Below are 25,663 nucleotides of genomic sequence, written 5' to 3' on the forward strand. Positions count from 1 at the left end.
CACGGCGTCAGGCTGACGCCGCCGACAGAGAGGCCCACCACTGAACAGCAAGAGCGCCAGTGGCCAGGTGACCGGCTGGTGCCATGGATGTTCACTGCCTCCCGTCACGTGGGCAGTGGTGCGACAGCTGCGGCTTGGAGAGATGGGCGGCGGCTCCCGGGTCAGCCCTTCCCGCTCCGTTAGCGGCCTGTTCCACCTGCCCCGAACAACTTCGTCACCAGGAAGAGCTGACACAACCGGGTCATGCATCCGGGCCCCGGCGGTACTTGTCCTGCGGTTGGGGACCTTTCAGCGGCAGGCGATCGCGGTAGTACGTCGACTCGAACCAGTCCTCGATCACAATGAGCGGACGCGTCAAGCAGGTGTCGCCGATCTGCTGCGTTCGTATGAGAAGGCCGAGGTCGGTCAGGGCGAATGATCCGTCAAGAGTGAACAGGATCGTTCCCCCGTACTCGGCCGCGTAGTCCTCCAGGAGCCACTGCTCCATCTGCTGGGGATCCCGCCCGGCCAGGGGGACGCCGGCGAGAGTGGTCTGGGGTCCGGCGGCCGCCTGTTGGACATCGTGGCCACGCGGCCAGGCGCGAGAGCCGCAGCCGTCCAGCACGATCTGAACTTCTGCCCGCCTCGCGTGAGATCGCCGGAGTAGACATCACCCAGATCGGACCATCGATAGGCCAGCCTTGCTGGTGAGCGGCGAGGCCTTCGATGAGTTGATCATTCAATGTCCGTCAAGACCTTCAGTGAGACGAGATAGCACGATCGGTCAAAACTGGTGAAAATTCCTTTCTCTGGCTAAAAGCGACCGGCAGAAAGGCGGTGCTGGCGGCCTGCTGGCAAGTGGTCGGTATGACGAGACGTCCGAGCTGCCAATAGGTCGCCAGGGAGTCGCACAGCCGTTTTTGCCTGTCGTGAATGGGCCGGGGAGCCCTGATACGTGCCCCAGACGTCGCTTCATGAGACTGAGCGGCTGAGTTGGCCCTTCAGAAGTGATCTCATCCGGCGAGTCTGCGGTAGCAGATGAGGGTGCAGACGATGCCGGTGAACGCCAGGAAGTGCTCGGCCTTGCGTTTGTAGCGGCGGTGGAGTCGGCGGCAGCCGGCGATCCAGGCCATGGCGCGTTCGATGGTTCACCGGTGCCGTCCGAGCCGCTGGGAAGTGTCGATGCCCTTGCGGGCGATCCGGTGCCGGATTCCGCGTCGCGAGAGCCATTGCCGAAGGTGGCGGTAGTCGTAGCCCTTGTCGGCGTGGAGCTTGCCGGGTTGGCGCTGACGAGGGCCTCGGAGGGAGCAGATCGAAGGTATGCCCTTCACGAGTTCAGCTTCGCCCATACCCTGGCCTTCGACCACTCAGTAAACCGGCGATGCGCCGTAGCCCCGGACGGCCCGAACGACGCGGCGGGCAGCTGCTGCCACGCGCACCCAGAGATTGCCACGAACACGATCGCCGCCAGCACCCCACGGTCGCCATGCCGACGCCGACCGCCACCCTGAGGTCGCGAGGGTGCCTCCGGCACCACACGCTGGAACAACTCCTACAACTCATCCGGCACCAGCCGCTGAACAATCCCCACGTCGGCAGGCTACCGACCCCAAGGAGGAGGCCCGCAGTCAGTGACCTCTGCGGCGCTGTGCGTCGAACCGACGCAGCACCCGCACCAGACGCCACACTCCGGCCGTCGCTCCAAGCAGCGCACCTCCCACCAACGTGCCCTTCCCCGCTGGACCAGAGACGCCAAAAGCTAGTGCGAGAGCCAGAGCGACGGCAAAGACCGCCGCAGCCAGCACGACCGCAGTGACCAGAGCAAAAACGATCTCCACCGTCATTGCATCCTTTTCCCACCGCGACTCACGCCCCATATCCATGCTGTAAGTCTCACATCACGGTCAAGCCATTGAGCCTGGACCGAACAGCACCTGACTTCTTACAACCCGCGCGGATAGGGGCGGTTGGGCGTTTTGGCCAGGTCACGGTGAGGCGGGGCGGCTGCTACGGACTGTGATTGTTACTACAGGTACGGTGGTGCCTCCAGTCGGTGGTGTCGGTAGAAGTGCCTATTGCGCTACGGCATTTCGCCGTGGAGTGTCGGGCCGGAGCGGGCGTGTCAGCGAGGGCGTTTACCATGCCGGTGCGGCTTCGAAGAGGTCAGCTCAGCGGCTCACCATCTGACAGATGCACTTCGACAAAACTCGACGCCAATTACACGAGGGTAGTGTCCTGGCCATGATTGCCAACGTGCGTAGCTACAAGAAGAATCAGGTCTCCCAAGCCGAGGTCATCACGGCAATCGGCCGGTTTCACGACGACTACAAGATCAAGCATGTGACCGCGGCGCTCGACGAGATCGAGGACTACACCGGCGATGTCTGGTTTGTCGATGGCGACCTGCACATACCCGGCGACCTCGACCTGACACAGGAGGGCGTCTACCTCTTGGTCGTGCTCGGCGATCTGGTCGTCGACGGCGCGTACGGCGATAGCGACGATCCCGAGTCCTTTTTGCTGGTGACCGGCAACATGCGGGCACGCGACGTGGTGACCGCCGGCTGGCTCGAGGTCCACGGCGACCTGAGCACCGATCGGCTCATCGGCGACTACAACGACTGCTCCGCCTACATCGGCGGCGATGTCCATGCCCGGCTCTTCTATGGCGAAGAACATCACTTCACCATCGGTGGCGCGCTCAGCGCCGACGCGGTGATCGGTCGGCCGCGCCTTGAGATCGCGACCCCACCGGCCGTGATCGGCATGGACGACCTCCGCATACTGGAGCATTTCGACCGCGCCCTACTGCGCGTGTTCGACGACCATGACAACAACGGCAACGCGATCACCTACGTGGACGGTTTCCGCGACTTCCGCGAGCTGAAGCGGCGCGTCAACGCAGGTCTACCGCTCCGCGCTGCTGAAACACGCGACAACTGAGCCTTCACCGCCGCACCGGATAAGGCCGGGCTTGTTCGCCACCAGGTCCCGGTCGCGTCCACCATCGTCCAGCATGCCACCACGCTTTCCGGCGACACTCCTGCCATGCTGCAAAGTTGTAGTGCTGGCCCCCTGCTGACCACGTCCCGCACGGCACGCCCCTGGGGGCTGCCGCGTGGCCGACACCCCAGGGGCGTGCCAACGTCGGCGGTTCAAGGGCGGTGGTGGGGTCGGGTGTGCCAGCGGTGGGTGGTCCATGCCCGGCGGATCAGACTGCGGACGGTGATGATGGTGTCGATGAGGTCGAAGAACGCGTCGGCGACCACGGCGCGGCGCTCAAAGCAGCGGGCCAGGCGATGGAAGGCGTTCTGCCAGGCATGTGTCCGCTCCACATGCCATCGCCGACTCGCCTGGATAGGGGCTTTCTCGCCCTTGCGAGCGATGCGGCCGTGCAGGCCGCGCCCGGCCAGCAGGGTGCGGGTGTTGTCGCTGTCGTAGCCGGCGTCGAGGTGGACGGTGATCTGCTCAGGCAGAGGCCCGAGACCGTTTAGGAGGTCCAGGGTCGGGGCCAGGAGTGGTGAGTCGTGGCGGTTGGCCCCGGCCAGGACACGACCCAGGGGGATGCCGTAGCCGTCCACCATGCCGGAGCGTTTCAGGCCCTGCTTGCCCCGGTCAACCGGCGAGCGCCCCGCGACCTCACCACCGCCCGGGGCTTTGGTGATGCAGCCGTCGACGGCGACCTGGTCCAGGACCAGCCCCACGATCCGGTCGTACGCCTGAAGCGCGAAATGCCTCAGCCGGGCAAAGACACCCAGCCGGATCCACTCATCGCGGCGGGTGCGGATCGTGGTGGCCGAACACGTGGTGTCGGCAATCGCCTGGTAGGAACAGCCGAACCGCAGCAGCTGCAGCAACTTGTCGAAGACGACCCGGTCACTGATACGTGGCCGGTGACAGCCCAGCGGATGAGCCGGATCGTAGACCGGCCGCTCGGGCAGCAACGCCGCGAACTGCTCCCACAACGGCTCGGTCAGCCAGGACGGCAGGACAGGCACAAACACCCCCAGCAATCACGGAACGTCACCACTCCATGGTCACCAAGGCCGCGACCCACCTTTCTGCCGGGTATCCCCAACGCGCCTATCCGCGCGGCTTCTTAGTGCTTGAGTTGGCCCGCCTGAGCGCCAGAGTTGGCCCGCAGGGTAGCGGCAAGCCCTTTCACCTGCCGAGTCTTCGGGGAAGTCGCACGGGAGGCAGTGCGAGCGGGGCTGCTCTGGGGCATGAAGGTTACGGTCCTCCGGAGATTGAATCCCGGCCGGTGTGGTCGCACAGCTGCGCCCTGGATGACCTCATCGTGCCGTACGCCATCGATCCGGCCGTGGCGGGGAGACTGGAAACGAAGCCCAGGCCAGCGCCCATAGGCCAGCCCGAACAATGACGGCACCTGACGCATCTGACCGAGGAGTGCTCCGAATGCTGCACAGGCCGCCGATCAGCGAGGCTCTCTCGTTCTTGCGGGAGGAGTTGGAGAGCGGGCACCGTGAGCTTGCTGAGCTGACTGCGCGCGACGTCTGACCGGCGTTCCTATGCTTTGGACGACAGTGTTTCGACACAGTTGCGACACCCGACTCCGACGGACTCCTGTTCCAATACGGCTCACAGGCCTTCAGCGGTCCCCTCGTGTTCACCTTGGACCTCACCCGACAGCTCAAGATCAACGATGTCGAGGGCGAGCACGACCACTACGTGCAGGTCCACTGCGAGCTCCGATACTCGCCCCAGGCGTCGCTCCGGGATCTCGGCAGCTTCGACGCGTGGTTCTTCCATGACGCCGACGGCAACCTCGACATCTGGACCGCCTCGCTCAGCGTCCATCTGGAACTGCTCCAAGATCTCGAACCCGTCGAAATCAGTCTCTACGAAGAGGCGATCTAACGCCCGCCTCCCAGATTCGGTTGTGAGAAGGTCCTGTGCATGATCGAGTCCTGGACATTCAGTGACAGCGCTGCGATGTCGTCGCCCGAGGCGGTGCTGGAGAGGCTTCGGGCAAGGGTCGCCGGAGGTCAATTTGAGACCCGGCTGACAAGTTCGGCCGGGCGGTTGCTGGTCATCGTGACCAACAGCGAGCGCGCGATGGTGATGCTCCTCGACAGCGCGGATGATCCCGGCGAGCACGCAGTGGACCCGGAAGCCAGCGGCCGGAGCAGGGGCTTCATCCTGGCAAACGGACAGCACGACGAATACCCGAATGAGGACACCGTGCCGTTGGAGGACGCGTTCAGGATCGTCGACCACATCGTCGCCTCGGGATCACCGCCTGCTGATGCAGCCTGGTGGGTAGACCGCTGAGCCAAGCCACATCATCGCCAGCCCAGATGGGAGAGCTGCGAGATGGCGCTCCCGACATTGTCAGCGATTGAGCGTCCTACTTGGCGAAACGGGCCAACTGAGCCACTCAGTCACAGCTTCAGGGCCCTGGAACCTTCAACTCGTGGTTCTTCCATTCGTGGTTCTTCCATGACGCCGGCACGGTCGGGCTGGCGACTGTTCTGGGCAACGACAACGTTGACCAGGTTCTCGGGCCGCGTCGACCCGGCGCGCGAGGGCAGCACGCTGGTCGCCCGGCAGGGGCGGGCGCTTCGCCGACGACGACCCGCGCTCGATCCTGGGACACATCGCGGACAGCAAGCCCGTCGGCGAGGTCGTCCGCGCGGACGAGGCCAGCACCCGTGAACCGGGGACACGCGCACCGAGACCGTGGCGACCTCGGCCTTGGCGGAACTCTGGCTGCCGAGTACGGCAGTGGCCCTGGTCGCTGACAACTGCTCCGCGATGAAGTACCCGATGCCAGCGTTGCCGCCGGTGACCAGGAAGACGCGGTCCTTGGCGCCGGGCAGCAACATAGCGACGGGGCTCCCTTGCGGTTGAAGGCGACTGCGGCTGCTCCATTGGGTAACACGTCACCCACGGTTCCAACGGCCACCGACGCATCACCTATGGATCACCGACGGTTCCGCCGGACAGCCGACATCCCGCCGACGCGGCCTGGCGGGGAGGTGAAGGTGGATCCGGCTCGGCCACGACAAAGCGGGCCCCGCTCCCCCGCCATCAGGTGGCTGCTGGCTCCGGTGCGGCAGGCACTCTCGCAGGGTGCGGCGAAGGCCGGCTGGGACGCCTCCACACTGGACCCGGCGATCCGGGGCATGGGCATCCTGCTCGCCGACCGCTACCGCCGCATCCGCTCCCTCTGGCTCGACGGTACCGACCTGCTCAAGGTGATCGACACCCGCACCCGCACCGGAGCCGAACGGCTGCGCGGCCAGTGGACCGATCCGTTCGAGGCCGCGATGCGCAGCCTCGGCTGTGCCACCCCGCCACCCGGACGCGCCGTGCCACCGCAACCGGCCGACCCGGACGAGGGCCTCGGCGAGGACCCGGACGACGAGTTCGACCCCGACACCGAGGACTGGGAGGACGACACCGACCTCCCCGACGGCAATGAGGACGACGGAGTTCGTCGCCGCCGACGGCGTACCCATCCTGCTGCTGCGCGCACACAAGGCGGTCCTCGCCGCAGGAGGCCGGATCCACACCGGACCGCTCGCCCAGGCACTCGGCTACGAGGACTCGCGGACGCTCGGCATCGCCCTCAACAGCCTCCTGCGGGAGGTGACGTCGAGCCGCCCGCAGGAGGCCAGCTCCGCGTCCTCGGTGCATGGGGAGGGCATCGACCGGCTCCAGTACGTCGAAGCCACCGCTGCGTTCCCGGCCCTGTGCAGCGAGGGCTCTGACCACGTTGGCTTCGCCGACAGCATTCACCGCCTGAGCTCGGTTCCAAAACCGGGTTTTGAACCGAGCCGCAGTTCGCCCTTCAGGGAGGGGACTGCTGAGTGTTTCAAAACCCGGTTTTGGAACCGGCAAGCCGAGGCGCCGTTGATGGAGGCACGCATGGCATCCTGTTTGGGTCCGCTAGTACCGACCCAAACCGGGCCGGGAAGCATACGGAGCATCAGGAGTACTACCCATGGCACGGATCACCGCGCTTATCAACCGCAAAGGTGGAGTCGGTAAGTCGACTATCACCGTGAACGCAGCGGCCATTACCGCCCACGTGCTGGGCCAAGCCCCCGAAGGCGACCCTCACTACGTCGCTGCGGTCTCCGCCGACCCTCAGGGATCCACCACCTGGTGGTCAGAACGAGTCGGTGAGGATCTGCCCTTCTCCTTCCAGCAGATCAACTCCAGGGACGACCTTGAGCTGTTCTCGCACCTGAAGAAGTCCCGCAAGGTCAGGCACGCCTTTATCGACACCCCCGGCTGGATGGACCTGCCCGAGGACGAGAAAGAGGAAGCCGGCGACCCGTTCGGTAAAAGCACCGCAGCCGACGCGATGCGCGCTGTCCTGTCCAACGCCGACGACATCATCATCCCCGTCGAGCCCGAGCCTCTCGGCTTCATGCCTACACGGGACACGATCGAAGAGGTCGTCAAGCCGCTCGGCATCCCCTACCTCGTCGTCATCAACAACTGGGACCCCCGCGACGGGGAAGCCGATCTCGAGCAGACCAAAGACTTCGTCAGAGCTCAGGGATGGAAGCTGGCGAACACAGTCATCCGGCACTACAAGGTCCACACCCGAGCAGCCCTCGAAGGCACCGTCGTCACGCAGTACAAGAAGAACCGCGTAGCAATGGAAGCACGCGAGGACTTCTACCAGCTCGCCCTGGAGCTCGGTGCAGGCAAGAAGGACCGCCGCTGATGGCCGCCGCCAAGAAGCCCTGGACGGATCTGCTCGATGGCCCTGGCAAGGCCGCGAAGAAGAGCACAGACAGCACCGACCAGCCCGCCAAGCCGGACGTCCCGCCGACCACCGTGTACATGCACACAGTCATCGGTAACCCCGGCAACCCGCGCACTGAGCTCGACTACACGGACGAGGACGCGGAGTTCCGCGAGCTGAAGGACTCGATGCGATCAGTGGGCCAGCTGCAGCCCGCTGTCGCCATGTCGAGTGACGCATTTCGACGTGCCAAGCCCGAGCACGCCGATGCCATCGGCGACGCTGAATGGGTCGTCATCCTCGGGAACAGGCGATACCACGCGGCCAAGCAGCTCGGCTGGACCAAGTTCGAGGTCCGAGTCCGCGACCGTCTCGGTAGCGTGGAAGATGACAGGGTCGACGAAGCAGTCGTCATCGAGAACATCCACCGCAAGAACATCCCGCCGTACAAAGAGGCGGAGTTCCTCCAGGGGATGCTGAAGCGCCACGGGTCCCAGGAGAAGGTCGCCGAACGTATCGGCAAGTCTCAGATGTACGTGTCCAACCGCCTGGCACTGCTCAATCTGACTCCGGAGCTGCGAGACGTCGTTGACACCAAGCAGATCAAGGTGAAGACGGCTGAGCAAATCGCCAAGATCGCAGATCCAGAGGAACAGAAGGTCAGGGCCGCAGAGGAGATTCAGAAGGCTGCGCAGCCGAAGGAACGGAAACCTCGGAGGCCGAAGGCAGAGGCAGCCGCCAGCCTGGTTCAAAACCCGGTTTTGAACCAGGGATCGCCGGAGACATCCCAGAATGTCACTGCGACCATGGTCTCCAACGAGAACCAAGGACGACTGGTACCGAGCCCCGTCCCTGAACCACGTCCCGGAACCGATCAGTCTCCACCTGCAGCCGGAGGGACATCCTCTCCCCCGGCGCTGTGGCACGACGGAGCCAGCCTCATGGACCTGGCTTTCACGCGACTCGACGATCGTCAGCGAAGCCTCTTCATCCAGCGCTACTTCCACCGAAGCCAAGGTGTGGAACAGGTAGCTGCGGATATGAAGAGCCAACTTCGCCCTGAGGACTGCTTGGCCTTGGCCTCCATCCTTCAGCAGGTCTCGATCCTCATGACAAAGCACGAGTAGCTCATAGGACACAGGCCCCGCTCCCCCATACAGATATGAGGGAGCGGGGCTTTGGCATGTCTGTTCCGAGTCAAGGGTGCACGAGGTCACTGAACCGTTCCGGGTTCGATAGAGACTTCAGATTGTGGTTGTGACCTGGGGTTTGGTGGTTGCGCGGTAGTAGTTGGTCTCGTATTCGGCGGGGGGGATGTGCCCTATTTCACCGTGGAGCCGACGGTGGCAGTACCAGTCGATCCACTCGGCGGTGGCGAGTTCAACCTGGGAAAGCGTTCGCCAGGGCCGTCCGGGCTTGATCAGTTCGGTCTTGAACAGGCCGATCGTGGACTCCATGAGGGCGTTGTCGTAGGCGTCACCGACCGAGCCGATCGAGGCCGCGATGCCGGCGGCGTCCAGGTGCTCGGCGAGCCGGAAACTCGTATATTGCGACCCGGCATCGGAGTGATGTATCAACTCGCCTGCTCGGTGCGGGTGTTCGTCGCGGTCGCGTTGCCACAGAGCCATGTCCAGGGCGTCCAGGACGAGCGTGGTCTGCTTCGACGTGGCGGCGGACCAGCCGACGATCCGGCGGGAGAAGGTGTCCACGACGAAGGCGACGTATACCACTCCTGACCAGGTGCTGATGTGGGTGAAGTCGGCAACCCAGCAGCGGTTCGGGGCCGGCGCGACGAAGTTGCGGTCCAGCAGGTCCGGTGCCCGCTCGACGGAACTGTCCGGGATCGTGGTGATGATCTTCTTTCCGCGGACGGCACCGGTGACGCCGAGCTCGCGCATGAGGCGCTCGACGGTGCACCGGGCCACGACGTGGCCCTGGCGGTGCAGCTCACGCCAGACCTTCCTGGCCCCGTAGACACGGTAGTTGCCCTCGAAGATCTGCTGGATGAGCGGCTTCAGCTCGGCGTCGCGGACAGTGCGGGCGGACGGGGCCTGGAGGCGCTTGCGGTGGGCGTAATAGGTGGAAGGGGCGATCTTGCAATCGTGCTCGGTGAGCACGCGGCAGATCGGCTCGACACCGCCGAAGCGGGCCCGGTGCTCGTCGATGAACGCTACGAGCGTGTGTGGCCGGTCGAGCTCGGCCGCGAAGAAAGACGCCGCCGCCTTCAAGATGTCGTTCGCCCGCTTCAGCTCGGCGATCTCCTTCTTCATCGCCTTGATCTGCGCGGACTCCTCCGTGGTCGTCCCCGGACGCTTCCCGGAGTCGACCTCGTCGCGCTTCACCCAGTTCCGCAGGGTCTCGGCCGAACCGATGCCCAGCTTCTGGGCGACCGCCCGCAGAGCGGCCGACTCGTTCGGGTAGTCACCACGGACCTCGGCGACCATACGGACCGCTCGTTTGCGCAGCTCAACGGGATAGGAGGAGGGACGTGCCATGACTCAATCCTTTCACGGAATCGAGTCTCTATCGAACCCGGAACGGTTCACACTCCTCAGCAGGCGGCCCTGGTTCAAAACCGGGTTTTGAACCAGGCTGGCGACTGGGCCGGCCTTGGCCTCCGAGGTCTCCGGCCTGTCGCCCTTCGCCTCACGGAACTCCGCATCCTCGGTGGTGTAGAAGAGCTCGGGCAGCTGGCCCGGGACAACAGCTGGGGCGGCGCGGAGCAGATGGCATGGTGGCAAACCGAGCAGGAACGGCGAGCAGCAGCGTCGGCTGATTGTTCAGCCGCTAAGAGGGCAGCCAAGAAGGCCACCGCTGCCAAGCAGCTGATTGTCTCCTCGAAGCCGCTTGCCGAGCCCGAGCGGCACAGCTCTGATGCTGAGGAGTTTTACGGCCGTAAAACAGAACCTGATGCTTCAGTAGCGTCGAAAGCTTCCTCGGCACCGAAGGGACCGGCTGCCGTAGACCGGGCTCCGGTCCCCGCACCGACGGCCACGGAGGTTGAGCCTCCCGTCAACGGGTCAGAGGAGACCACACCATCTCTCCCTGCGCAGGCCACCGCCGCCGAAGCCACGGCCGGTGTGGAAGGGCAGCAACCGAAGAGGTTCCCCTACGAGGACGGCGCCTACGCGGCACAGCACCTGATCCACAAGATGCCGTCAGATGAGTTCAACAAGTTGCTGGACCTGCTCATCAAACACAGAGACAGCCAGACCGTCCCTGTCAGCTGATTTCGTTCCAGCCAACCACAACGTAGGGGCATCGACTGCGAGGGCCAGCCTCCCGAATCTGGGAAGCTGGCCCTTCGCACGTTCGGGTCAGGGGCCGGAACCGACAGTCGCCCGCCATGCGGGATGTTCAGTTCTCGGCGGACTGCTGCGGCGGGGGGCCGTCCACGTGGCGGCGCGAGGATTCTGCTTCTTCAGTGGCACCGGCCCGTGTGTAGGCGGTGGTGGAACGTTCCCACGCTTCCCTGATGCGCGCAGGATCCGCGCCGGCGGCTTCCAGCGTGGTGGCCAACTCTTCCCATGCATGGGCCGCGATCCGGAGGTGGTGGGGGTCACCTCGCAGCCGTTCTGCGCTGGCAGGATGGCACTCGGCCTCACGCCCGCGCTTGCTTCGGCATGGTGAGGATCTCCGCTCCGTCGTCGGTGATGGCTATCGTGTGCTCGCTGTGTGCCGTCCTGCAGCCGGTGGCGCTGCGGAGGGTCCAGCCGTCGGCGTCGGTGACGAGTCGGGCGGTGTCCGCCATGACCCACGGCTCCAGAGCCAGCAGCAGTCCGGGGCGCAGTGTGTAGCCGCGGCCGGGCCGTCCGGTGTTCGGGACGTGCGGGTCCTGGTGCATCGTCGAGCCGATGCCGTGACCGCCGAACTCGGTGTTGATCGAGTACCCCGCCTTGGTGAGGGCCGTGCCGATGGCATGGGCGATGTCGCCGATCCGCGCCCCGGGCCCGGCGGCAGCTATGCCCGCGGCGAGCGCGCGTTCGGTCGCACTGATCAGGGCGACGCTCTCCGGGGGCTTCGCGTCGCCCACGATGAAACTGATGGCGGCGTCGGCGGCGATTCCGCCCAGGGAGACGGCGAGGTCGAGGGTCAGCAGGTCACCGTTGGCGAGCGGATAGTCGTACGGCCGCCCGTGCAGGACCGCGTCGTTGACGGCGGTGCAGATGTAGTGGCCGAACGGGCCGCGTCCGAAGGACGGGGCGTAGTCGACGTAACAGGACGTGGCTCCCGCCTCGATGATCATGTCTTTGGCCCACCGGTCGATGTCCAACAGGTTCGTGCCGATCGTGCTGCGGCTCTTCAGCGTCTGCAGGATGTCGGCGACCAGGGCGCCGGTGTCTCTCGCCCGGGTCAGCAGGGTGGGGTTCAGGATCTCGATCATGCGGCGTCCTCCTCGCGATACCAATAACTATACCGGCCATACTGTACCGGTATAGAATTCGTGCCATGGTCAGGTTGCCGCTCACTCCCGAAGAGATCGAACGCGGACAGCGTCTCGGCGCCCTCCTGCGCCGGGCCAGAGGGGAGCGTTCGATGCTTGACACCGCGCTCGCCGCACGCGTCTCGCCGGAGACTCTCCGGAAGATCGAGACAGGCCGCGTGGCCACCCCCGCCTTCCCGACCATCGCGGCGATCGCCGACGTCCTCGGCCTCTCCCTCGACGCGGTATGGGCCGAGATCAGCGGGGCCGAACGCGTCGTCGGGCTCGCCGGCTCCACCCACCGCTCCCCGGAACGGCTGGCGTCCTGAGCGATGCCGCGGCGGCCCTGCCGGCCGGGGCAGCCGCCGAGGCGGCGCGGACTCGGGCCCGGCTTCCCAAAGGCATCCGGGCGGGCCGTTGACGGCCTTCTACGGGGGAAGGGCTCCTTCTCATAGGCATATTGGGGTGCAGGGGTCCGTCTGCGGTTTCGTGAGCGGGCCGCAAGCCGGGACTATCGGCGGGTTTGTCGGGGGCCCACATCAACCGACGCCTCGATCGCCGTCTGTCACCCCTGCCCCAGCCGGCCGCCGACATCCCTCCGTGCCTTCAACGGGACGGCTGCGCCGTCTGCGGGACGCCACTCTCCCGGGTGCTTACGGACGGGTCCGGCCGACCCGCTCAGGTTCCTGTCGAGCAAAGCGCTCCTACTGAGCAAGAAGGCGGAGCTCGCTACTACCGGCTGACCAGTCCAACTTCATTGGCAAACAATCCAACTTCGGTGTCGGAGGACATCCGGGCCCAGCGCGACTGGCTCGCCACCTACCAGCAGCTCGCCGCACCTCGCCCCCGCCACACCCGCCCTGCGCCGCGGCCTCCTGGACCTGTCCGCCCAGGTCCAGTGGCATCCGTTCTGGTCCACCCCGCCCGGCACACCCGCCGCTCGGGTCGAGTTGCGACGGCTCGCTCGCCGCCAGGAGCAGCGCGGGACGCGTGCGGCATGACCCCGGCCCGACGTCCTGTCCGCCCGGCAGGAGGCGATCCTGGCGACGATCCGGGACTGGGTCGCCGAGACCGGCGAGAGCCCGTCCGTCCGGCAGATGGGCGAGCGGGTCGGCCTGTCCAGTACCAGCTTCGGATGCGGTCCTGGCGCAGGCCGACCGCCGAACTTCTCGGCCTGGGCCCGCATGTTCTCCATCAGGACCGGGCCGTCGATGCCATCGGGGAAGCCGGGGAAGTTCTCGACCTCGGTCGTGGTGGTGAGCGATCCGCCGACGAAGATCGAGCTGCCGAACAGCAGGGGCCTCAGCTGGGCGCGGGCGGTGTAAAGGGCGGCGGTGTATCCGGCGGGGCCGGAGCCGATGATGACGACCTCGCGTATCTCGCTCACGCCGTCGCCTCCGGCTTCGCCGGGGCGATCTCGGCGATCAGGCCCTCGACCAGCGTCTTGATCTCGTCGCGGATGGGGCGCACGGCTTCGACGCCCTGGCCGGCCGGGTCCTCGAGCTTCCAGTCCAGGTAGCGCTTGCCGGGGAAGACGGGGCAGGTGTCGCCGCAGCCCATGGTGATGCAGACGTCCGACTCGCGGACCGCGTCGATGGTGAGGATCTTCGGGGTCTCGGCGGAGATGTCGATGCCGACCTCGGCCATGGCCTCGACGGCGGCCGGGTTGACCTGATCGCCGGGGTTGGAGCCGGCGGAGCGGACCTCGACGCGGTCTCCGGCCAGGTGGGTCAGCCACGCGGCGGCCATCTGGGAGCGGCCGGCGTTGTGGACGCAGACGAACAGGACGGACGGCTTGTCGGCCATGGTGATCGTTCTCTCTCGTCGCATGGCGGAACCCGGCCCGCCAATGACTTCAGCCCCCGCTGGTATCAGCGAGTGATGATGTGAGAGTATCAGTGCATGCTGACTTCAGTCGATCCTGATGTGATCCGGGTGCTGGGCGATCCGCTCCGCCTGAAGATCGTGACCCTGCTGGCGCGCGAGACGCTCTGCACGACGCACCTGGTGGAGGAGACCGGAGCCAAGCAGACCAACCTGTCCAACCACATGAAGGTGCTGCGCGAGGCCGGGATCGTGGAGACCGAGCCCTGCGGCCGCTTCACCTACTACAAGCTCAAGCCCGAGGTCCTGGCCGGGCTGTCCGAGCAGTTCGCCGCGCTGGCCGAGTCCGCCCGCACCGCTTCCGAGAACAAGAGGGCCTGCCCGTGACCTCCACCGAGCCCACCACCGCCCCCGCTCCGGCTGGCGGTGGAGACGACTCGATCGTCAAGAAGCTCTCCACCCTCGACCGCTACCTCGCGGTGTGGATCCTGCTCGCCATGGCCGTCGGTCTGGGCCTGGGCCGCCTGATCCCGGGGATGAACGACGCGCTCGCGAAGATCGAGATCGGCGGGATCTCCCTGCCGATCGCGCTCGGCCTGCTGGTGATGATGTACCCGGTCCTGGCCAAGGTCCGCTACGACAAGCTCGACACCGTTACCGGCGACCGCAAGCTGCTGATCTCCTCGCTGGTCATCAACTGGATCGTCGGACCTGCGGTCATGTTCGCCCTGGCGTGGATCTTCCTGCCGGACCTGCCCGAGTACCGCACGGGCCTGATCATCGTCGGGCTCGCCCGCTGCATTGCCATGGTCATCATCTGGAACGACCTCGCCTGCGGCGACCGCGAAGCCGCCGCTGTTCTCGTCGCGCTGAACTCGGTGTTTCAGGTGTTTGCGTTCGGCCTGCTGGGCTGGTTCTACCTCGATCTGCTGCCGCGCTGGATGAACCTGGGCGACGGCCAGGGTCTGGACGTGTCGGTCTGGCACATCGCGCTGAACGTCGTCATCTTCCTCGGTATCCCGCTGCTGGCCGGCTTCCTGACCCGTCGCATCGGCGAGCAGAAGATGGGCCGCGAGAACTACGAGGCAAAGTTCCTGCCGAAGATCGGCCCCTGGGCGCTGTATGGGCTGCTGTTCACGATCGTCATCCTCTTCGCGCTCCAGGGGAAGACCATCACCTCCCAGCCGCTGGACGTCGTGCGGATCGCGCTGCCGCTGCTGGTCTACTTCGCGATCATGTTCTTCGGCACGTTTTTGCTCGGCAAGGGCCTCGGTCTGGCCTACGACCGCACCACAACGCTGGCGTTCACGGCTGCGGGCAACAACTTCGAGCTGGCCATCGCGGTCGCCATCGCCACCTTTGGCGTCACCTCCGGCCAAGCCCTGTCCGGAGTCGTCGGACCGCTCATCGAAGTTCCGGTGCTGATCGGCCTGGTGTACGTCGCGCTCGCCTGGCGCCGGAAGTTCCCCGCCGACGCGGTGGCGACGGCCCCGTGACGCAGCACGCGGATGTGGTAGTGGTCGGCGGCGGCCAGGCTGGGCTCGCCGCCGGCTACCACCTGCGCCGCCAGGGCCTCGACTTCATGATTCTCGACGCCGATACGGCGCCGGGCGGAGCCTGGCAGCACATGTGGGAGTCGCTGCACCTGTTCTCCCCGGCCGAGCACTCCTCGCTGCCCGGTCGGCTCATGCCCGCCCAGCCGGGTGAGACCTACCCGGATGCCGGGCACGTGGTGGACTACCTCACCGACTACGAGAAGCGCTACGGGTTGCCCGTCCAGCACGGCACCCGCGTGGGCGCCGTACGCCGCGACGCAGGCGGGCTCCTGGTCGAGGCGGACACCGGCATCTGGCTGGCGAAGGCGGTCATCAGCGCGACCGGCACCTGGTCGAGGCCCTTCCTGCCCGCAGTCCCCGGCCGCAGCGTCTTCACCGGACGCCAGCTCCACACGGTGAACTACTGCTCCCCGGCCGACTTTGCCGGACAGCGCGTGGTGGTGGTCGGCGGCGGGAACTCCGGCGCGCAGATCGCCGCCGACCTCGCCCTCGACGGCAACGCCCACGTGACGTGGGTGACCCAGCGCCCACCGCGCTTCCTGCCCGACGACATCGACGGACGGGCCCTGTTCGACGTCGCCGCCGCCCGCCGCCGCGCCCTCGACGCTGGCCGCACCGACACCGGCGGCCTCGCCTCGCTCGGCGACATCGTCGCGGTCCCGCCCGTGCGCGCCGCCCGCGACGCCGGACTCCTCACCGCGAAACCGATGTTCTCCCGGCTCACCGCCAGCGGCGTCCGGTGGGACGACGGCAGCCGCGCCGGCGCGGACGCGATCGTCTGGTGCACCGGCTTCCGCCCGGCGCTGTCCCACCTCGCCCCGCTGAACCTGCGCGGCCCGCGCGGGCACATCCCCACCGACGGCACCCGCGCTCTGGGCGAGGCGCGGCTGCACCTGCTCGGCTACGGCGACTGGACCGGCCCGGCCTCCGCCACGCTCATCGGCGTCGGACGGCCGGCCCGTGATGCCGCACGCGAGATCGCACAGCTGAGCTGACGGTCAGGTGATGGCGGGGCTGCGGCGTTCAAGAAGGACGACGTCGCGCCAGACGCCGTGATGGCGCCCGATCCGCTCCCGCGTGCCGATGACCCGGAAGCCTGCCCGCTCATGAACGGCAAGGCTGGCGGCGTTCTCGGGGAAGATCCCGGACTGGATGGTCCAGATCCCGGCCCGCTCGGTGGATTCGATCAGCGCCTTGAGCAGGGTGGAGGCGATACCGCGGCCGCGGGCTGCGGGGTGGACGTAGACGGAGTGCTCGACCACGCCCGCATACGCGCACCGGTCGGAGACTCCGCTCGCCGTGACCCACCCCAACACCGTCCCGTTCTCATCGAGAGCGGCGAAGCGGTGCTCGGGCAGCTTCGCCGCATCGAACGCCTCCCAAGTAGGGGCAGCGGTCTCGAAGGTGGCGTTCACTTCGTCGATGCCCGCCTGGTAGATCGCCAGCACCTGCTCGGCGTGCTCCACCGCCAGCGGCACGACTACCGCACTCAGCGCCCCGCTCACCGCTCTCCCTCTGTCCGTCCGGTCGTCAGGCCGCTGCCGGCATGGCCAGCAGCTTGCCCATCGCGGCGAGCACCGACGGCTCGACCCGGTAGTACACCCAGGTGCCGCGCCGCTCGGAGGTCAGCAGCCCGGCCTCCTTCAGTTTCTTCAGGTGGTGGGAGACGGTGGGCTGGGAGACACCGACGTCGGAGATGTCGCACACGCACGCCTCTCCGCCCTCGTGCGACGCCACGGCGGAGAACAGCCGCAGCCGCACCGGGTCACCGAGCGCCTTGAACATCCGCGCCGCCGTCTCAGCCTCCGCGGCACTCATGGGGCGCTCGGTCAGCGGCGGGCAGCACGGCGCCACACCCTGACGATCGGCGGGTTCGAGCAGCGGCAGCACCTTCGCATTCGACATGCGTCTATGTTGACACACATCGAACCAGTGCGGGGAGACCCGTCACCGGTGCGCGAGGTGGACGGCCAGGCGCCGGGCGATCCGCTCCGCGTCCCGGCCCACACCGCGCAGCGAGTTCGACGAGAGGCTGCGCTGCCACTCCAGCCCGACGAGCGCCAGCCCCGGCACGCTGGTGGCGAGGCCCTCGCGGTGCTGCGGCTTCCCCTCGGTGTCCAGGGCGCCGCCGAGGTCGGCGAGGTAGGGCAGGTCGGGGCGGTAGCCGGTGGCGAGCACGATCGCGTCGACCTCCTCCCGCTCCCCGTCCTGCCAGATGAGCTTGGTCCCGTCGGCGCCGGTGAACAGCGGTCGCCGCTCGGGTCGTCCGGCGGCCAGGGCGGCGCGGTAGCGGCCGTCGTCGAGGACCGGCTGCGCCGGCGGACGCGGCAGGAGCCGGCCGAGGGGTGCGGTGTCCAGGCCGGTGCGGGCCGTCCAGAAGTGCAGGTCACGGCCGAGGATGCGCTGGGCTGCGAACTTCACCGGCCCGCGGGTGGCGAGCGTGACGCGGGCAGTGGAGGCGAGCTCGGCGGCGATTTGCACCGCGGAGTTCCCGGCCCCGACCACCAGTCGGCCGCCGGCGAACGGGGCCGGGTTGCGGTAGTCAGCGGCGTGCACCACCTGGCCGGTGAACTCCTCCAGGCCCGGAAGCATCGGCCGGTACGGTCGGCCGAAGGTGCCGGAGGCCGCGACGACGGCTCGCGCCCTGAGCCGGCCGCCGCCTTCGAGGGCCACTTCGAGTACGGATCCGTCTCGTCGTACGGAGGTGACGCGCCGGCCGGTGCGGATGTCGGCGCCCAGGCGGTCGGCGTAGGCGGCGAGGTAGGCGACGACCTCATCGCGATGCGGGTATCGGTCGCGGTCGGCACCGGGGAACGGCATCCCGGGCAGAGAGCTGTACCGGGCAGGTGAGAACAGCGTGAGGCTGTCGTAGTAGCGCGCCCACGACCCGGCCGCCCGGTCGGACGCCTCCAGCACCACCGGCCGCAGCCCGCGGCGCAGCAGCGCGTGGGCGGTGGCAAGTCCGGACTGGCCGCCCCCGATGACGGCGACGTCGATGAGCTCCATGAGCAATCCCCCTGGTTTCGATGAATGTCTATGTTGACGCTCATCAATACAGGTGCCATGCTGGGCCGCGCAAGCCATCGACAGATGTCGAACCACGCAAGGAGTCGCCGTGAACGCGCCCGCCACCACCGAGCTGCCCGTCGTCGTGATCGGAGCCGGACCCGCCGGCCTGGCCGCCGCCGCCCACCTGCTCGACCAGGACATCGAGCCCCTGGTCCTGGAAGCCGGACCGAGGGCCGGCGCCGCCGTGCGCGAGTGGGCGCACGTACGCCTGTTCTCCACCTGGGGCGAGGTCGTCGACCCCGCCGCAGAGAAGCTCCTCGCTCCCACCGGCTGGACCCGTCCCGACCCGGCCACCTACCCCTCCGGCGGTGACTGGGCCGAGCAGTACCTGCAACCGCTCGCCGATACCCTGGGCGACCGCGTCCGCCTCGGAGCGGCGGTCACCGGCGTCTCGCGCACCGGCCGCGACCGCATCGTCGACGCCGACCGCGAGCAGCAGCCGTTCGTCGTGCACTTCACCCGCGCCGACGGCCGTGAGGAACGCGTCTTCGCGCGCTCCGTCATCGACGCCTCCGGCACCTGGGCCACCCCGTCCCCCGCCGGCGGCAGCGGACTGCCCGCCCTCGGCGAGAGGGCCGCCGCGGACCGGATCACCTACCGCGTCCCGGACCTGAAGGACCCCGCCGTGCGCGCCCGGTACGCGGGCAAGCGCACCGCCGTGATCGGCTCCGGCGCCTCCGCGTTCACCGCCCTCGCCTACCTCTCCGACCTCGCCAAGTCCAAGGACGGCGCGGGCACGAAGGGCGTATGGATCCTGCGCCGCGGCATCTCGGGCTCCACCTTCGGCGGCGGCGAGGCCGACCAGCTCCCCGCCCGCGGCGCTCTGGGCCTGGCGGCCAAGGCCGCCGTCGACGAGGGCCACGCGGATGCCGTCACCGGCTTCCGCACCGAGGCGATCGAGCGCGACACCGACGGCCGCCTGGTCCTGGCCGGCGAGGACGGCCGCCGCCTGGACCCGGTCGACGAAGTGATTGTGCTGACCGGCTTCCGCCCCGACCTGTCCTTCCTCGACGAGCTGCGCCTGGGCCTCGACGAGCGCCTCCAGGCACCCGTCGAGCTCGCGCCGCTGATCGACCCCAACCAGCACTCCTGCGGCACCGTCTACCCCCACGGCCACCGCGAGCTCTCCCACCCCGAACCCGGCGTGTACCTGGTCGGGATGAAGTCCTACGGCCGCGCCCCGACGTTCCTGGCGATGACCGGCTACGAGCAGGTCCGCTCGGTGGCCGCCGCGATCGCCGGCGACCTCGAGTCCGCCGACCGCGTGGAACTCACCCTGCCCGAGACCGGAGTCTGCGGCGGCGCCGGCCTGTTCGATACCCCCGGCGCCCAAGAGGCCGACGGTGACGGCTGCTGCGTGCCCGTGCCGCAACTCGTCCAGCTCGGCGCCCCCGTCACGGTCGGGGCCGCCGCCGAGGAGGCACCGGCGGGCGGCTGCTGCGGCTCGTGACCGACCTGGGCACCACCTCGCGCGGGGCCGCGACCGGAACAGGGGACCGGTCGAGGCCCCGCGCCGCCCTGCCCGCCCTCTGCGCCACGCAGATCGTGAGCTGGGGCATCGTCTACTACGCCTTCCCCGTCCTCAACCCCCAGATCACCGCCGCGACCGGCTGGCCGGCCGGGGCGACCACCGCGGCGTTCTCGCTGGGCCTCGTCGTCTCCGCCCTCGCCGGAATCGGAGTCGGCCGCATCCTCGACCGGCGAGGCCCACGCACCGTCATGACCGCCGGATCCGTACTCGGCGTGGTCAGCCTGCTGATCGTGGCCGCGGCCCCTAACCTGCTGGTCTTCTCCGCCGGCTGGGCGCTCGCCGGGCTCGCGATGGCGGCCACCTTCTACCAGCCCGCGTTCGCCGCACTCACCCGCTGGTGGGCCCCCGACCACGTCCGCGCCCTGACCATCGTCACCCTCGCTGGCGGACTCGCCTCCACCGTCTTCGCACCCCTCACCGCGACCCTCGCCGACCACCTGTCCTGGCGCCACACCTACTTCGTACTCGCCGCGATCCTCGCCGCCATCACCATCCCCGCCCACGCCCTGGCCCTGCGCGCACCCTGGCCCGAGGCTCCAACCAGCCCTGCACACACGGCCGCCGACGCTGCCGATGTTGCGCGCAGCCGCCCGTTCCTGCTGCTCGTCGCTGCCTTCACCCTTTCGGCCTTCGCGATGTACGCCGTCGTCGTCGCCCTCGTCCCGCTCCTCCTGGAACGCGGATACACCACCAGCCAGGCCGCCTGGGCTCTCGGCATCGGCGGCGCCGGACAGACCCTCGGCCGCACCCTGTACGCCACCCTCGCCCGCCGCACCAGCGCCACGACCCGCACCACGATCCTCATCGCACTCGGCGCTCTAACCACGGCCGCGTTCGCCGCCACCCCTGGCCCGTACGGCCTTCTCATCGCCGTGTCGGTCGTAGCCGGCATGGTCCGCGGCAACCTCACCCTCCTCCAGGCCACCGCCATCACGGACCGCTGGGGCACCACCCACTACGGCCGACTTTCCGGACTCCTGGCCGCACCCGCCCACACAGCAGCAGCACTCGCACCGTTCGCCGGCGCCGCCCTCGCCGTGCCCCTCGGCGGCTACGGACCGCTGTTCTTCCTCCTGGCCGCCGCCTCCGTGGCCGCCGCGCTCATCGCACCGTGGACAGCCACCGACGCCGTACGCCGTCGATCCCCAGGGCAGTGACAACCGCGAAAGCCCCTGCAGGCGCAGACGAACCCACTCTCATTCCGATGTCCAACCCGGGGCGACGCGCGGGTTCGACGGTTGAGCCCTCCAGGAATCTGCGAACCCGCGCGCTTCGCGGAGGCCGGCACGGAATCGTCCTCCGGTACGCAGGTCCTCGACGAAGGCCGCCACGGCGCGGCGGAAGGGAGTGTCATGAATTAGGTGAGAACTTCACCGGAAGGGACACCTGATGATGATTCAGAAGCCTCACTCTCTCGAGACGGTTGGCGGCGTGTCGCTTGCGCCCGTCGAGGCGGCCGTGGACGGTGCGGGCGTGAAGAGGATGCCGGAGACTGTGGACGGGCTGGGCCTGGACCTGCTGGACGCGCTGACGCTGCTGGCGCGGGACAAGGTCCGCGAGGGCGGGCTGAAGCTGGTCGGCGAGCAGGGCCTGTTGCCGGCGATCACGCAGCACCTGATGCAGGCCGCGCTGGAGGCCGAGATGGAGGAGCATCTGGCCGCCGAGGCCGAGCGCGTGGGCGGCAGGGGTGCGCGCTCAGGCGGCAACGGGCGCAACGGCTACCGCACGAAGAAGGTGATGAGCGAGGTCGGGCCGATCGCGCTGCAGGTCCCCCGCGACCGGCTGGGCACCTTCCGCCCGGGGATCCTGCCCCGGCATGCGCGGCGGACCGGTGCACTGGACGAGAACACCGCGCAGTTCTTCGACCGCGGCCTGGTCCTGCGCCCCGAACACCGCGTCTTCTGACCTCACCGCCCAAGCAGTCCGCATTGGAGCCACGTTGACCTTCGAGCCAGCCGACCTGAATCTGACCGACCCGACGAAGAACTACTTGCACTTCGTCCTCTACACCGAGCCCCGGCGCGGCGCCGTCACGTCGTCACTGAACGCGGTGCTGGACATCGAGGCCCAGCAGACCGTGACACCGCACTTCCAGGAGTGGCTGGACAGGCTGGTGCGGTGCGAACCGAACGCGATGCACTGCACGCTCGTGGGGTCCACGTACATCCCGACACTGTTCCACCCGTGCGTCACGGAGGACCCCAGCAGCCCGTCGGCGATCAGCGGATCGGGCTGCATGTGCCGCCGGACCTTCTACGACCCCGAGTACGGGCTGCCCGTCGTCGGCAAGCACTCCAAGCACCGCGGCGAGGGCGGCACGGACCAGTGGAGCTACACGACGTACGCGCCGCTCGAACTGCGCCCGGACGACATCTTCAGCCGCTTCCACACCGGTCGCGGTCTGTTCTGGGCCCGGACGGACAAGGGCGTGCTCTCGATCCTGCCGCAGAGGAACGGCCTGGGCTACGAGATCGGGTACAACGGCGGCGGCCCGCACGCCCTGGCCGCCTACCTCACCCAGGTCGCCACCACCGACGGGCAGCACACGACCGCCGGCGCCCCGTACGAGGATGCGCACCCGGCGATCGTTGCCTGGACGCAGAGCAAGGCGGCGGACCGTGGCACGAACGAACTGTCGCTCAGCGACCTCAAGGACATGATGCAGAGCTGACCGCCGCCACATCAGGACGCCCCAGCCGTCCGTGGGGCGTCCGCGCGTACGCCAGTAGACCGGACCAGCCGCGCTCCGCCTCGCGGGACACAAGGCGAAGTTGCCGGCGCACCTGCCGGGATGCGATCGACGCGGACGTCCCGGAGGTGACGGTCAGGGACGAGGGTGCAAGACCACACCCGACTACGGAGGCCCCCATGGTTGAACCGGTCCAGCCGTCCCTCTCGCCGGAGCAGCGCGAGCGCCTGGAGCAGCTCGCCGACGCCGCCCGGCTGCGCATGGCGCTGTCCCCGTCGCCGACACCGCCACCCGCCCGGCGCCCCTCCCGCTCCCGGCAGTACCCCGGCGGCCGGCCGAACCCCTGGCGCACCGCGCGGGCCCGCCGCCGGGGATGAGCGGACGCGATGGACTCCACCGCGCGCCGTGCACGGAGGGAGTGGAGACCGGTGGTGCGGATCGGGCGGTCCACCCTCTCCACCCGACGTGTGTACAGAGGTCGACGGCGCATCGGACGCGTGCACGCGATGCACACCTCCTTGGCGAGGTGTGCTGCCGGATTCCACCCAGCCCATCGAGTGGGACGTTAAACGGGCTCTAGCGGGTCAGGGCTGCACATCCCACAACTGCGTCGGCGGGTCCCGCTCGTCCGCAACTCTTGCGCGGCCAGGAGGGCCGGGAGAGAGGGCCAGTCGAGATGCCGAGCCTCGTTCTCGTTCCCGCTCTTACGGCAACACCGTTGCGTTAGGGCCGTGAGCGGCTGCTGAGGCCGTGGGCGAAGAATGCAACGGTGGTGTGGACGGTGTAGTTCTGGGCCTTCTGGGGGTGCTGTCCGGCGTTCGGGCCGTACTTGCTGGTGGGGTTCTTGCGTGTGCGGGCCTTCACTCGTTGCCGTCGGTGGGCGGGCAGGAGGTCGCCCAGGGCGGCGTGGCCGATCGTGCCGACCAGGTCGATGAGGGTGCCGGGGAAGATTCCAAGGCCGGCGGTGACGGTGTCGGTTGCGGCGGCCAGTAGGACGGTGAAACTGATCCGTTCCATGGGTACTTCCGGCCGCCCGGTCAGGGCGTCGTCGCCGGCACGGATCAGAGCCTGGTAGGCGGTGAGCAGGGCGTAGACCTCCTGGTCGAGGCCATCGATGCTGCGGGAGCGCAGGACGCGGCCGTCGAGCATCGTGGCCTTGATCGAGAAATACGTAGTTTCCGCCTGCCACCTGCGGTGATAGAGATCAACGAGCTCGGCGGCCGGAAAACGGACGGGGTCCAGCAGATTTGTGATCAGCCGCCACTGCTCGGTGCGGACGGTGCCATCGGCCAAGGTGACGGTGAGGGTCGCCTCGGTCACGCGCACCGGCAGCAGTACCCGCAGGACGCCGTAGCCGATGCGGGCGATGTAGGAGCCGTCGCCCAGGTGCTCGGCGGGGGTGGGGACGCGGCGGGCCCCGGAGCGCACCAGGAACCGGGCCCCACTCTGATGGACGGCATCAAGGAACTCGTTGCCGTCGAAGGCCGCGTCGGCCAGCAGGAGCATCGTCTTGTCCAGGGCGGTCAGAAGCCGCTTGGCATAGGGGAGTTCACCCTCGGACTCCGGTCCGAAGGCGGCGGCTATGAGCGCGCGGGTGCCGCACTCGACCAGGGCCAGCAGCCGCAGGAGCGGATAGCCGAACTCCAGACTCTCCGCGGCCCGCTTGGGGTAGCGCCAGGTGAGCGTCTCGTCGTCGGGGGTGTGCAGCAGGGTCCCGTCGACAGCCACCGTGCGCAGGCCCCGGTGGAAGGACCCGGCCTGCCCGGGGCGGGCGACGGGCCCGGCAAGCGTCTCGAACAGACGCCGCAGGGGTGCAGCCCCCACCCTGCGCCTGGCCCGCGTCAGCGAGGAGACCGCAGGATGCATCAGGGCCAGCGGGGTCAGGGCGGTGGTCAGCTTGGACCACACCGTGCGGTACGAGCGGTGTTCGAACAGTGCGAGAGCGAGCACGAAGTACACCACCACCCGCGAAGGCAGCAGCCGCAGGCGCTTCTCGCGCCGACCGGTCTCCTCCAGCACCGCGTCCACCAGCGCGAAGTCCACGATCTGGGTCAACTCCCCCAGATGACCCGGCGCGAAAACACCCCGGGCTGTCTCGATCGTGGACGTGATGACAGACTTCTCCTGCAACGGGACCCCTGACCTTGACCGACTTTCTTCGCCGATCGTTGATCTATCAGGTGGTCCCGTTGCGCTGTTCAGCAGGGCTTGACGTACAGCTCAGGGGCCAAACGCAACGGTGTTGGCTCTTACGGACACGCCTGATCAAGAAATCGAGTTGTGCCAGGCAACTCTCCACACTGGGCAGGCTCCTGCAGTCCCACCGGTGCAGCCGGTTCGTGGTCAGTACATAGACGTGACCGTTCGCGACCTGACCCTTGTAGCGAGCAATGTCCTCCGCAGCCTGAAGCTGCACACGCCTGATGATCTGGCACAGCTCGCATTCTCCCGGCCCCGCCGGTGCGCGGCAGGAGCATCGGCCGCACTCTCCGCACGCGATGCAGGCGTGCTGCGCGGGAGCTGCCCCTGGAGTCTTCGGTGTCACCGGGGAAGCGCTGCTCGGCGCCTTGTCCCGTGCTGCCATGCGATCTGAGACTTCCATGGCGGATGCGGTGGCTACGTACCCTCCGGCCATTCCAAGACTCTCCTGCGCCCGCTTTACAGTCGATCCGGGGAGGTCCTGACCCCAGACTGCCTGCTGGATGAGCCACCGCGCCGCTGATACTGCGTGCAGGGCACCTTCTACCCGCACACCCCCGGGCATCGCGCCCTCAAGGGCGGAAGGCATCCCGATCGCCTGCTGGTCGTGAGCTTCGAGGGTTCCTGAGTCGATAGAACCTGCCAGCGTCCTCTCAACGGCGCGCAACAT

The 25,663-nt window shown here is 68.0% G+C and carries 26 protein-coding genes and 3 pseudogenes; 16 read left to right on the top strand and 13 right to left on the bottom strand.

Going from position 1 to position 25,663, the window contains the following annotated elements; translation table 11 throughout:
- Positions 1–241: 241 nt before the first annotated feature.
- From OG520_RS45090 to OG520_RS45100, 3 genes and pseudogenes are all read right to left on the bottom strand, one after another.
- Positions 242–487 carry a hypothetical protein gene (locus OG520_RS45090; protein ID WP_406016813.1) on the bottom strand — a complete coding sequence of 82 codons (246 nt, stop codon included), beginning with the start codon at positions 485–487 and terminating at the stop codon, positions 242–244.
- 505 nt (positions 488–992) lie between these two features.
- A pseudogene (locus OG520_RS45095) lies at positions 993–1,528 on the bottom strand (transposase).
- 79 nt (positions 1,529–1,607) lie between these two features.
- Positions 1,608–1,862, bottom strand: coding sequence for a DUF6332 family protein (locus OG520_RS45100; protein WP_331737431.1), 255 nt, complete (start codon positions 1,860–1,862; stop codon positions 1,608–1,610).
- 358 nt (positions 1,863–2,220) lie between these two features.
- Here OG520_RS45100 and OG520_RS45105 point away from each other — a divergent pair, with 358 nt between their 5' ends.
- Positions 2,221–2,922: a hypothetical protein gene (locus tag OG520_RS45105; protein ID WP_331737435.1), complete on the top strand. Its 702-nt coding sequence runs from the start codon at positions 2,221–2,223 to the stop codon at positions 2,920–2,922.
- A gap of 212 nt (positions 2,923–3,134) precedes the next feature.
- On the opposite strand, the gene OG520_RS45110 is transcribed toward OG520_RS45105, so the two are convergent.
- Positions 3,135–3,977: an IS5 family transposase gene (locus tag OG520_RS45110; protein ID WP_331737542.1), complete on the bottom strand. Its 843-nt coding sequence runs from the start codon at positions 3,975–3,977 to the stop codon at positions 3,135–3,137.
- Positions 3,978–4,611: 634 nt separating this feature from the next.
- Between OG520_RS45110 and OG520_RS45115 the strand changes: the two genes are divergently transcribed.
- The gene (locus tag OG520_RS45115) at positions 4,612–4,857 is read left to right on the top strand and encodes a hypothetical protein (protein ID WP_331737437.1); all 246 of its coding nucleotides are present in this window, start codon (positions 4,612–4,614) and stop codon (positions 4,855–4,857) included.
- A 39-nt stretch (positions 4,858–4,896) separates the two neighbouring features.
- Positions 4,897–5,271, top strand: coding sequence for a hypothetical protein (locus tag OG520_RS45120; RefSeq protein WP_331737439.1), 375 nt, complete (start codon positions 4,897–4,899; stop codon positions 5,269–5,271).
- Between the two features lie 395 nt (positions 5,272–5,666).
- Here OG520_RS45120 and OG520_RS45125 read toward each other — a convergent pair.
- Positions 5,667–5,825, bottom strand: a pseudogene (locus tag OG520_RS45125) (short-chain dehydrogenase); the annotation flags it as partial.
- Between the two features lie 225 nt (positions 5,826–6,050).
- On the opposite strand from OG520_RS45125, the gene OG520_RS45130 reads away from it, so the two are divergent.
- The 3 genes from OG520_RS45130 (at position 6,051) to OG520_RS45140 (ending at position 8,829) form a co-directional block, all read left to right on the top strand.
- On the top strand, positions 6,051–6,713 hold the full coding sequence (locus OG520_RS45130; protein WP_406016814.1) for a hypothetical protein: 663 nt from the start codon (positions 6,051–6,053) through the stop codon (positions 6,711–6,713).
- A 233-nt stretch (positions 6,714–6,946) separates the two neighbouring features.
- Positions 6,947–7,681, top strand: a complete 735-nt coding sequence (locus OG520_RS45135) for a ParA family protein (RefSeq protein ID WP_331737443.1) — start codon at positions 6,947–6,949, stop codon at positions 7,679–7,681.
- Complete coding sequence (locus OG520_RS45140) at positions 7,681–8,829, top strand: ParB/RepB/Spo0J family partition protein (RefSeq protein WP_331737445.1); 1,149 nt, start codon at positions 7,681–7,683, stop codon at positions 8,827–8,829. Before OG520_RS45135 ends, OG520_RS45140 begins: the two co-directional genes overlap by 1 nt.
- Before the next feature lie 117 nt (positions 8,830–8,946).
- On the opposite strand, the gene OG520_RS45145 is transcribed toward OG520_RS45140, so the two are convergent.
- The gene (locus OG520_RS45145) at positions 8,947–10,197 is read right to left on the bottom strand and encodes an IS3 family transposase (RefSeq protein WP_331737447.1); all 1,251 of its coding nucleotides are present in this window, start codon (positions 10,195–10,197) and stop codon (positions 8,947–8,949) included.
- 87 nt (positions 10,198–10,284) lie between these two features.
- On the opposite strand from OG520_RS45145, the gene OG520_RS45150 reads away from it, so the two are divergent.
- Positions 10,285–10,932 (top strand): hypothetical protein, encoded by a 648-nt coding sequence (locus OG520_RS45150; RefSeq protein WP_331737449.1) that lies wholly within the window; start codon positions 10,285–10,287, stop codon positions 10,930–10,932.
- Positions 10,933–11,303: 371 nt separating this feature from the next.
- Here the strand turns inward: OG520_RS45150 and map are convergent, their stop codons facing one another.
- Positions 11,304–12,086 carry a type I methionyl aminopeptidase gene (gene map, locus OG520_RS45155; protein ID WP_331737453.1) on the bottom strand — a complete coding sequence of 261 codons (783 nt, stop codon included), beginning with the start codon at positions 12,084–12,086 and terminating at the stop codon, positions 11,304–11,306.
- Between the two features lie 65 nt (positions 12,087–12,151).
- Between map and OG520_RS45160 the strand changes: the two genes are divergently transcribed.
- Positions 12,152–12,454: a helix-turn-helix transcriptional regulator gene (locus tag OG520_RS45160; RefSeq protein WP_331737455.1), complete on the top strand. Its 303-nt coding sequence runs from the start codon at positions 12,152–12,154 to the stop codon at positions 12,452–12,454.
- 829 nt (positions 12,455–13,283) lie between these two features.
- Here the strand turns inward: OG520_RS45160 and OG520_RS45165 are convergent.
- Together OG520_RS45165 and OG520_RS45170 are read right to left on the bottom strand one after the other, a co-directional pair.
- Positions 13,284–13,512 (bottom strand): annotated as a pseudogene (locus OG520_RS45165) (NAD(P)/FAD-dependent oxidoreductase); the annotation flags it as partial.
- Positions 13,509–13,931: an arsenate reductase ArsC gene (locus tag OG520_RS45170; RefSeq protein ID WP_062777513.1), complete on the bottom strand. Its 423-nt coding sequence runs from the start codon at positions 13,929–13,931 to the stop codon at positions 13,509–13,511. The gene OG520_RS45170 and the pseudogene OG520_RS45165, both read right to left, overlap by 4 nt.
- A 96-nt stretch (positions 13,932–14,027) precedes the next feature.
- Here OG520_RS45170 and OG520_RS45175 point away from each other — a divergent pair, with 96 nt between their 5' ends.
- From OG520_RS45175 to OG520_RS45185, 3 genes are read left to right on the top strand one after another with little or no spacing between them, the layout of a single operon-like run.
- Positions 14,028–14,336 (top strand): metalloregulator ArsR/SmtB family transcription factor, encoded by a 309-nt coding sequence (locus OG520_RS45175; protein ID WP_331737460.1) that lies wholly within the window; start codon positions 14,028–14,030, stop codon positions 14,334–14,336.
- A complete protein-coding gene (gene arsB, locus OG520_RS45180; protein WP_331737462.1) occupies positions 14,333–15,445 on the top strand; it encodes an ACR3 family arsenite efflux transporter in 1,113 nt (370 codons plus the stop codon). Before OG520_RS45175 ends, arsB begins: the two co-directional genes overlap by 4 nt.
- Positions 15,442–16,500, top strand: a complete 1,059-nt coding sequence (locus OG520_RS45185) for an ArsO family NAD(P)H-dependent flavin-containing monooxygenase (protein ID WP_331737464.1) — start codon at positions 15,442–15,444, stop codon at positions 16,498–16,500. Before arsB ends, OG520_RS45185 begins: the two co-directional genes overlap by 4 nt.
- A 3-nt stretch (positions 16,501–16,503) precedes the next feature.
- Here the strand turns inward: OG520_RS45185 and OG520_RS45190 are convergent, their stop codons facing one another.
- The 3 genes from OG520_RS45190 to OG520_RS45200 are packed head-to-tail and all read right to left on the bottom strand — an operon-like array spanning position 16,504 to position 18,511.
- Positions 16,504–17,010: an N-acetyltransferase family protein gene (locus OG520_RS45190; RefSeq protein ID WP_331737467.1), complete on the bottom strand. Its 507-nt coding sequence runs from the start codon at positions 17,008–17,010 to the stop codon at positions 16,504–16,506.
- Positions 17,011–17,035: 25 nt separating this feature from the next.
- On the bottom strand, positions 17,036–17,410 hold the full coding sequence (locus OG520_RS45195) for a metalloregulator ArsR/SmtB family transcription factor (RefSeq protein ID WP_331737469.1): 375 nt from the start codon (positions 17,408–17,410) through the stop codon (positions 17,036–17,038).
- 42 nt (positions 17,411–17,452) lie between these two features.
- A complete protein-coding gene (locus tag OG520_RS45200; protein ID WP_331737471.1) occupies positions 17,453–18,511 on the bottom strand; it encodes an NAD(P)/FAD-dependent oxidoreductase in 1,059 nt (352 codons plus the stop codon).
- A 109-nt stretch (positions 18,512–18,620) separates the two neighbouring features.
- Here OG520_RS45200 and OG520_RS45205 point away from each other — a divergent pair, with 109 nt between their 5' ends.
- The 5 genes from OG520_RS45205 (at position 18,621) to OG520_RS45225 (ending at position 23,171) form a co-directional block, all read left to right on the top strand.
- On the top strand, positions 18,621–20,024 hold the full coding sequence (locus tag OG520_RS45205; protein WP_331737473.1) for an NAD(P)-binding domain-containing protein: 1,404 nt from the start codon (positions 18,621–18,623) through the stop codon (positions 20,022–20,024).
- The gene (locus tag OG520_RS45210) at positions 20,021–21,262 is read left to right on the top strand and encodes an MFS transporter (RefSeq protein WP_331737475.1); all 1,242 of its coding nucleotides are present in this window, start codon (positions 20,021–20,023) and stop codon (positions 21,260–21,262) included. The genes OG520_RS45205 and OG520_RS45210 overlap by 4 nt, the downstream gene beginning before the upstream one ends.
- Positions 21,263–21,536: 274 nt before the next feature.
- Positions 21,537–22,010, top strand: a complete 474-nt coding sequence (locus tag OG520_RS45215; RefSeq protein ID WP_406016815.1) for a transposase — start codon at positions 21,537–21,539, stop codon at positions 22,008–22,010.
- 34 nt (positions 22,011–22,044) lie between these two features.
- Complete coding sequence (locus OG520_RS45220) at positions 22,045–22,776, top strand: hypothetical protein (RefSeq protein WP_331737480.1); 732 nt, start codon at positions 22,045–22,047, stop codon at positions 22,774–22,776.
- A 197-nt stretch (positions 22,777–22,973) separates the two neighbouring features.
- Positions 22,974–23,171, top strand: a complete 198-nt coding sequence (locus OG520_RS45225) for a hypothetical protein (protein ID WP_331737483.1) — start codon at positions 22,974–22,976, stop codon at positions 23,169–23,171.
- Between the two features lie 346 nt (positions 23,172–23,517).
- Here OG520_RS45225 and OG520_RS45230 read toward each other — a convergent pair whose 3' ends face one another.
- Positions 23,518–24,924, bottom strand: coding sequence for an IS4 family transposase (locus OG520_RS45230; RefSeq protein WP_331737485.1), 1,407 nt, complete (start codon positions 24,922–24,924; stop codon positions 23,518–23,520).
- Positions 24,925–25,663: the final 739 nt, after the last annotated feature.

The sequence above is a fragment of the Streptomyces sp. NBC_00984 genome, from assembly GCF_045162475.1.
In the GTDB taxonomy this organism is placed as follows: Bacteria; Actinomycetota; Actinomycetes; order Streptomycetales; family Streptomycetaceae; genus Streptomyces.

Coding starts and splice junctions, on each gene's coding strand:
- OG520_RS45160 (WP_331737455.1), top strand. CDS start 12,152: ATGGTCAGGTTGCCGCTCACTCCCGAAGAGATCGAACGCGGACAGCGT.
- OG520_RS45100 (WP_331737431.1), bottom strand. CDS start 1,862: ATGGATATGGGGCGTGAGTCGCGGTGGGAAAAGGATGCAATGACGGTG.
- OG520_RS45090 (WP_406016813.1), bottom strand. CDS start 487: ATGGAGCAGTGGCTCCTGGAGGACTACGCGGCCGAGTACGGGGGAACG.
- OG520_RS45140 (WP_331737445.1), top strand. CDS start 7,681: ATGGCCGCCGCCAAGAAGCCCTGGACGGATCTGCTCGATGGCCCTGGC.
- OG520_RS45195 (WP_331737469.1), bottom strand. CDS start 17,410: ATGTCGAATGCGAAGGTGCTGCCGCTGCTCGAACCCGCCGATCGTCAG.
- OG520_RS45135 (WP_331737443.1), top strand. CDS start 6,947: ATGGCACGGATCACCGCGCTTATCAACCGCAAAGGTGGAGTCGGTAAG.
- OG520_RS45120 (WP_331737439.1), top strand. CDS start 4,897: ATGATCGAGTCCTGGACATTCAGTGACAGCGCTGCGATGTCGTCGCCC.
- OG520_RS45175 (WP_331737460.1), top strand. CDS start 14,028: ATGCTGACTTCAGTCGATCCTGATGTGATCCGGGTGCTGGGCGATCCG.
- OG520_RS45170 (WP_062777513.1), bottom strand. CDS start 13,931: ATGGCCGACAAGCCGTCCGTCCTGTTCGTCTGCGTCCACAACGCCGGC.
- OG520_RS45225 (WP_331737483.1), top strand. CDS start 22,974: ATGGTTGAACCGGTCCAGCCGTCCCTCTCGCCGGAGCAGCGCGAGCGC.
- OG520_RS45200 (WP_331737471.1), bottom strand. CDS start 18,511: ATGGAGCTCATCGACGTCGCCGTCATCGGGGGCGGCCAGTCCGGACTT.
- map (WP_331737453.1), bottom strand. CDS start 12,086: ATGATCGAGATCCTGAACCCCACCCTGCTGACCCGGGCGAGAGACACC.
- OG520_RS45145 (WP_331737447.1), bottom strand. CDS start 10,197: ATGGCACGTCCCTCCTCCTATCCCGTTGAGCTGCGCAAACGAGCGGTC.
- OG520_RS45105 (WP_331737435.1), top strand. CDS start 2,221: ATGATTGCCAACGTGCGTAGCTACAAGAAGAATCAGGTCTCCCAAGCC.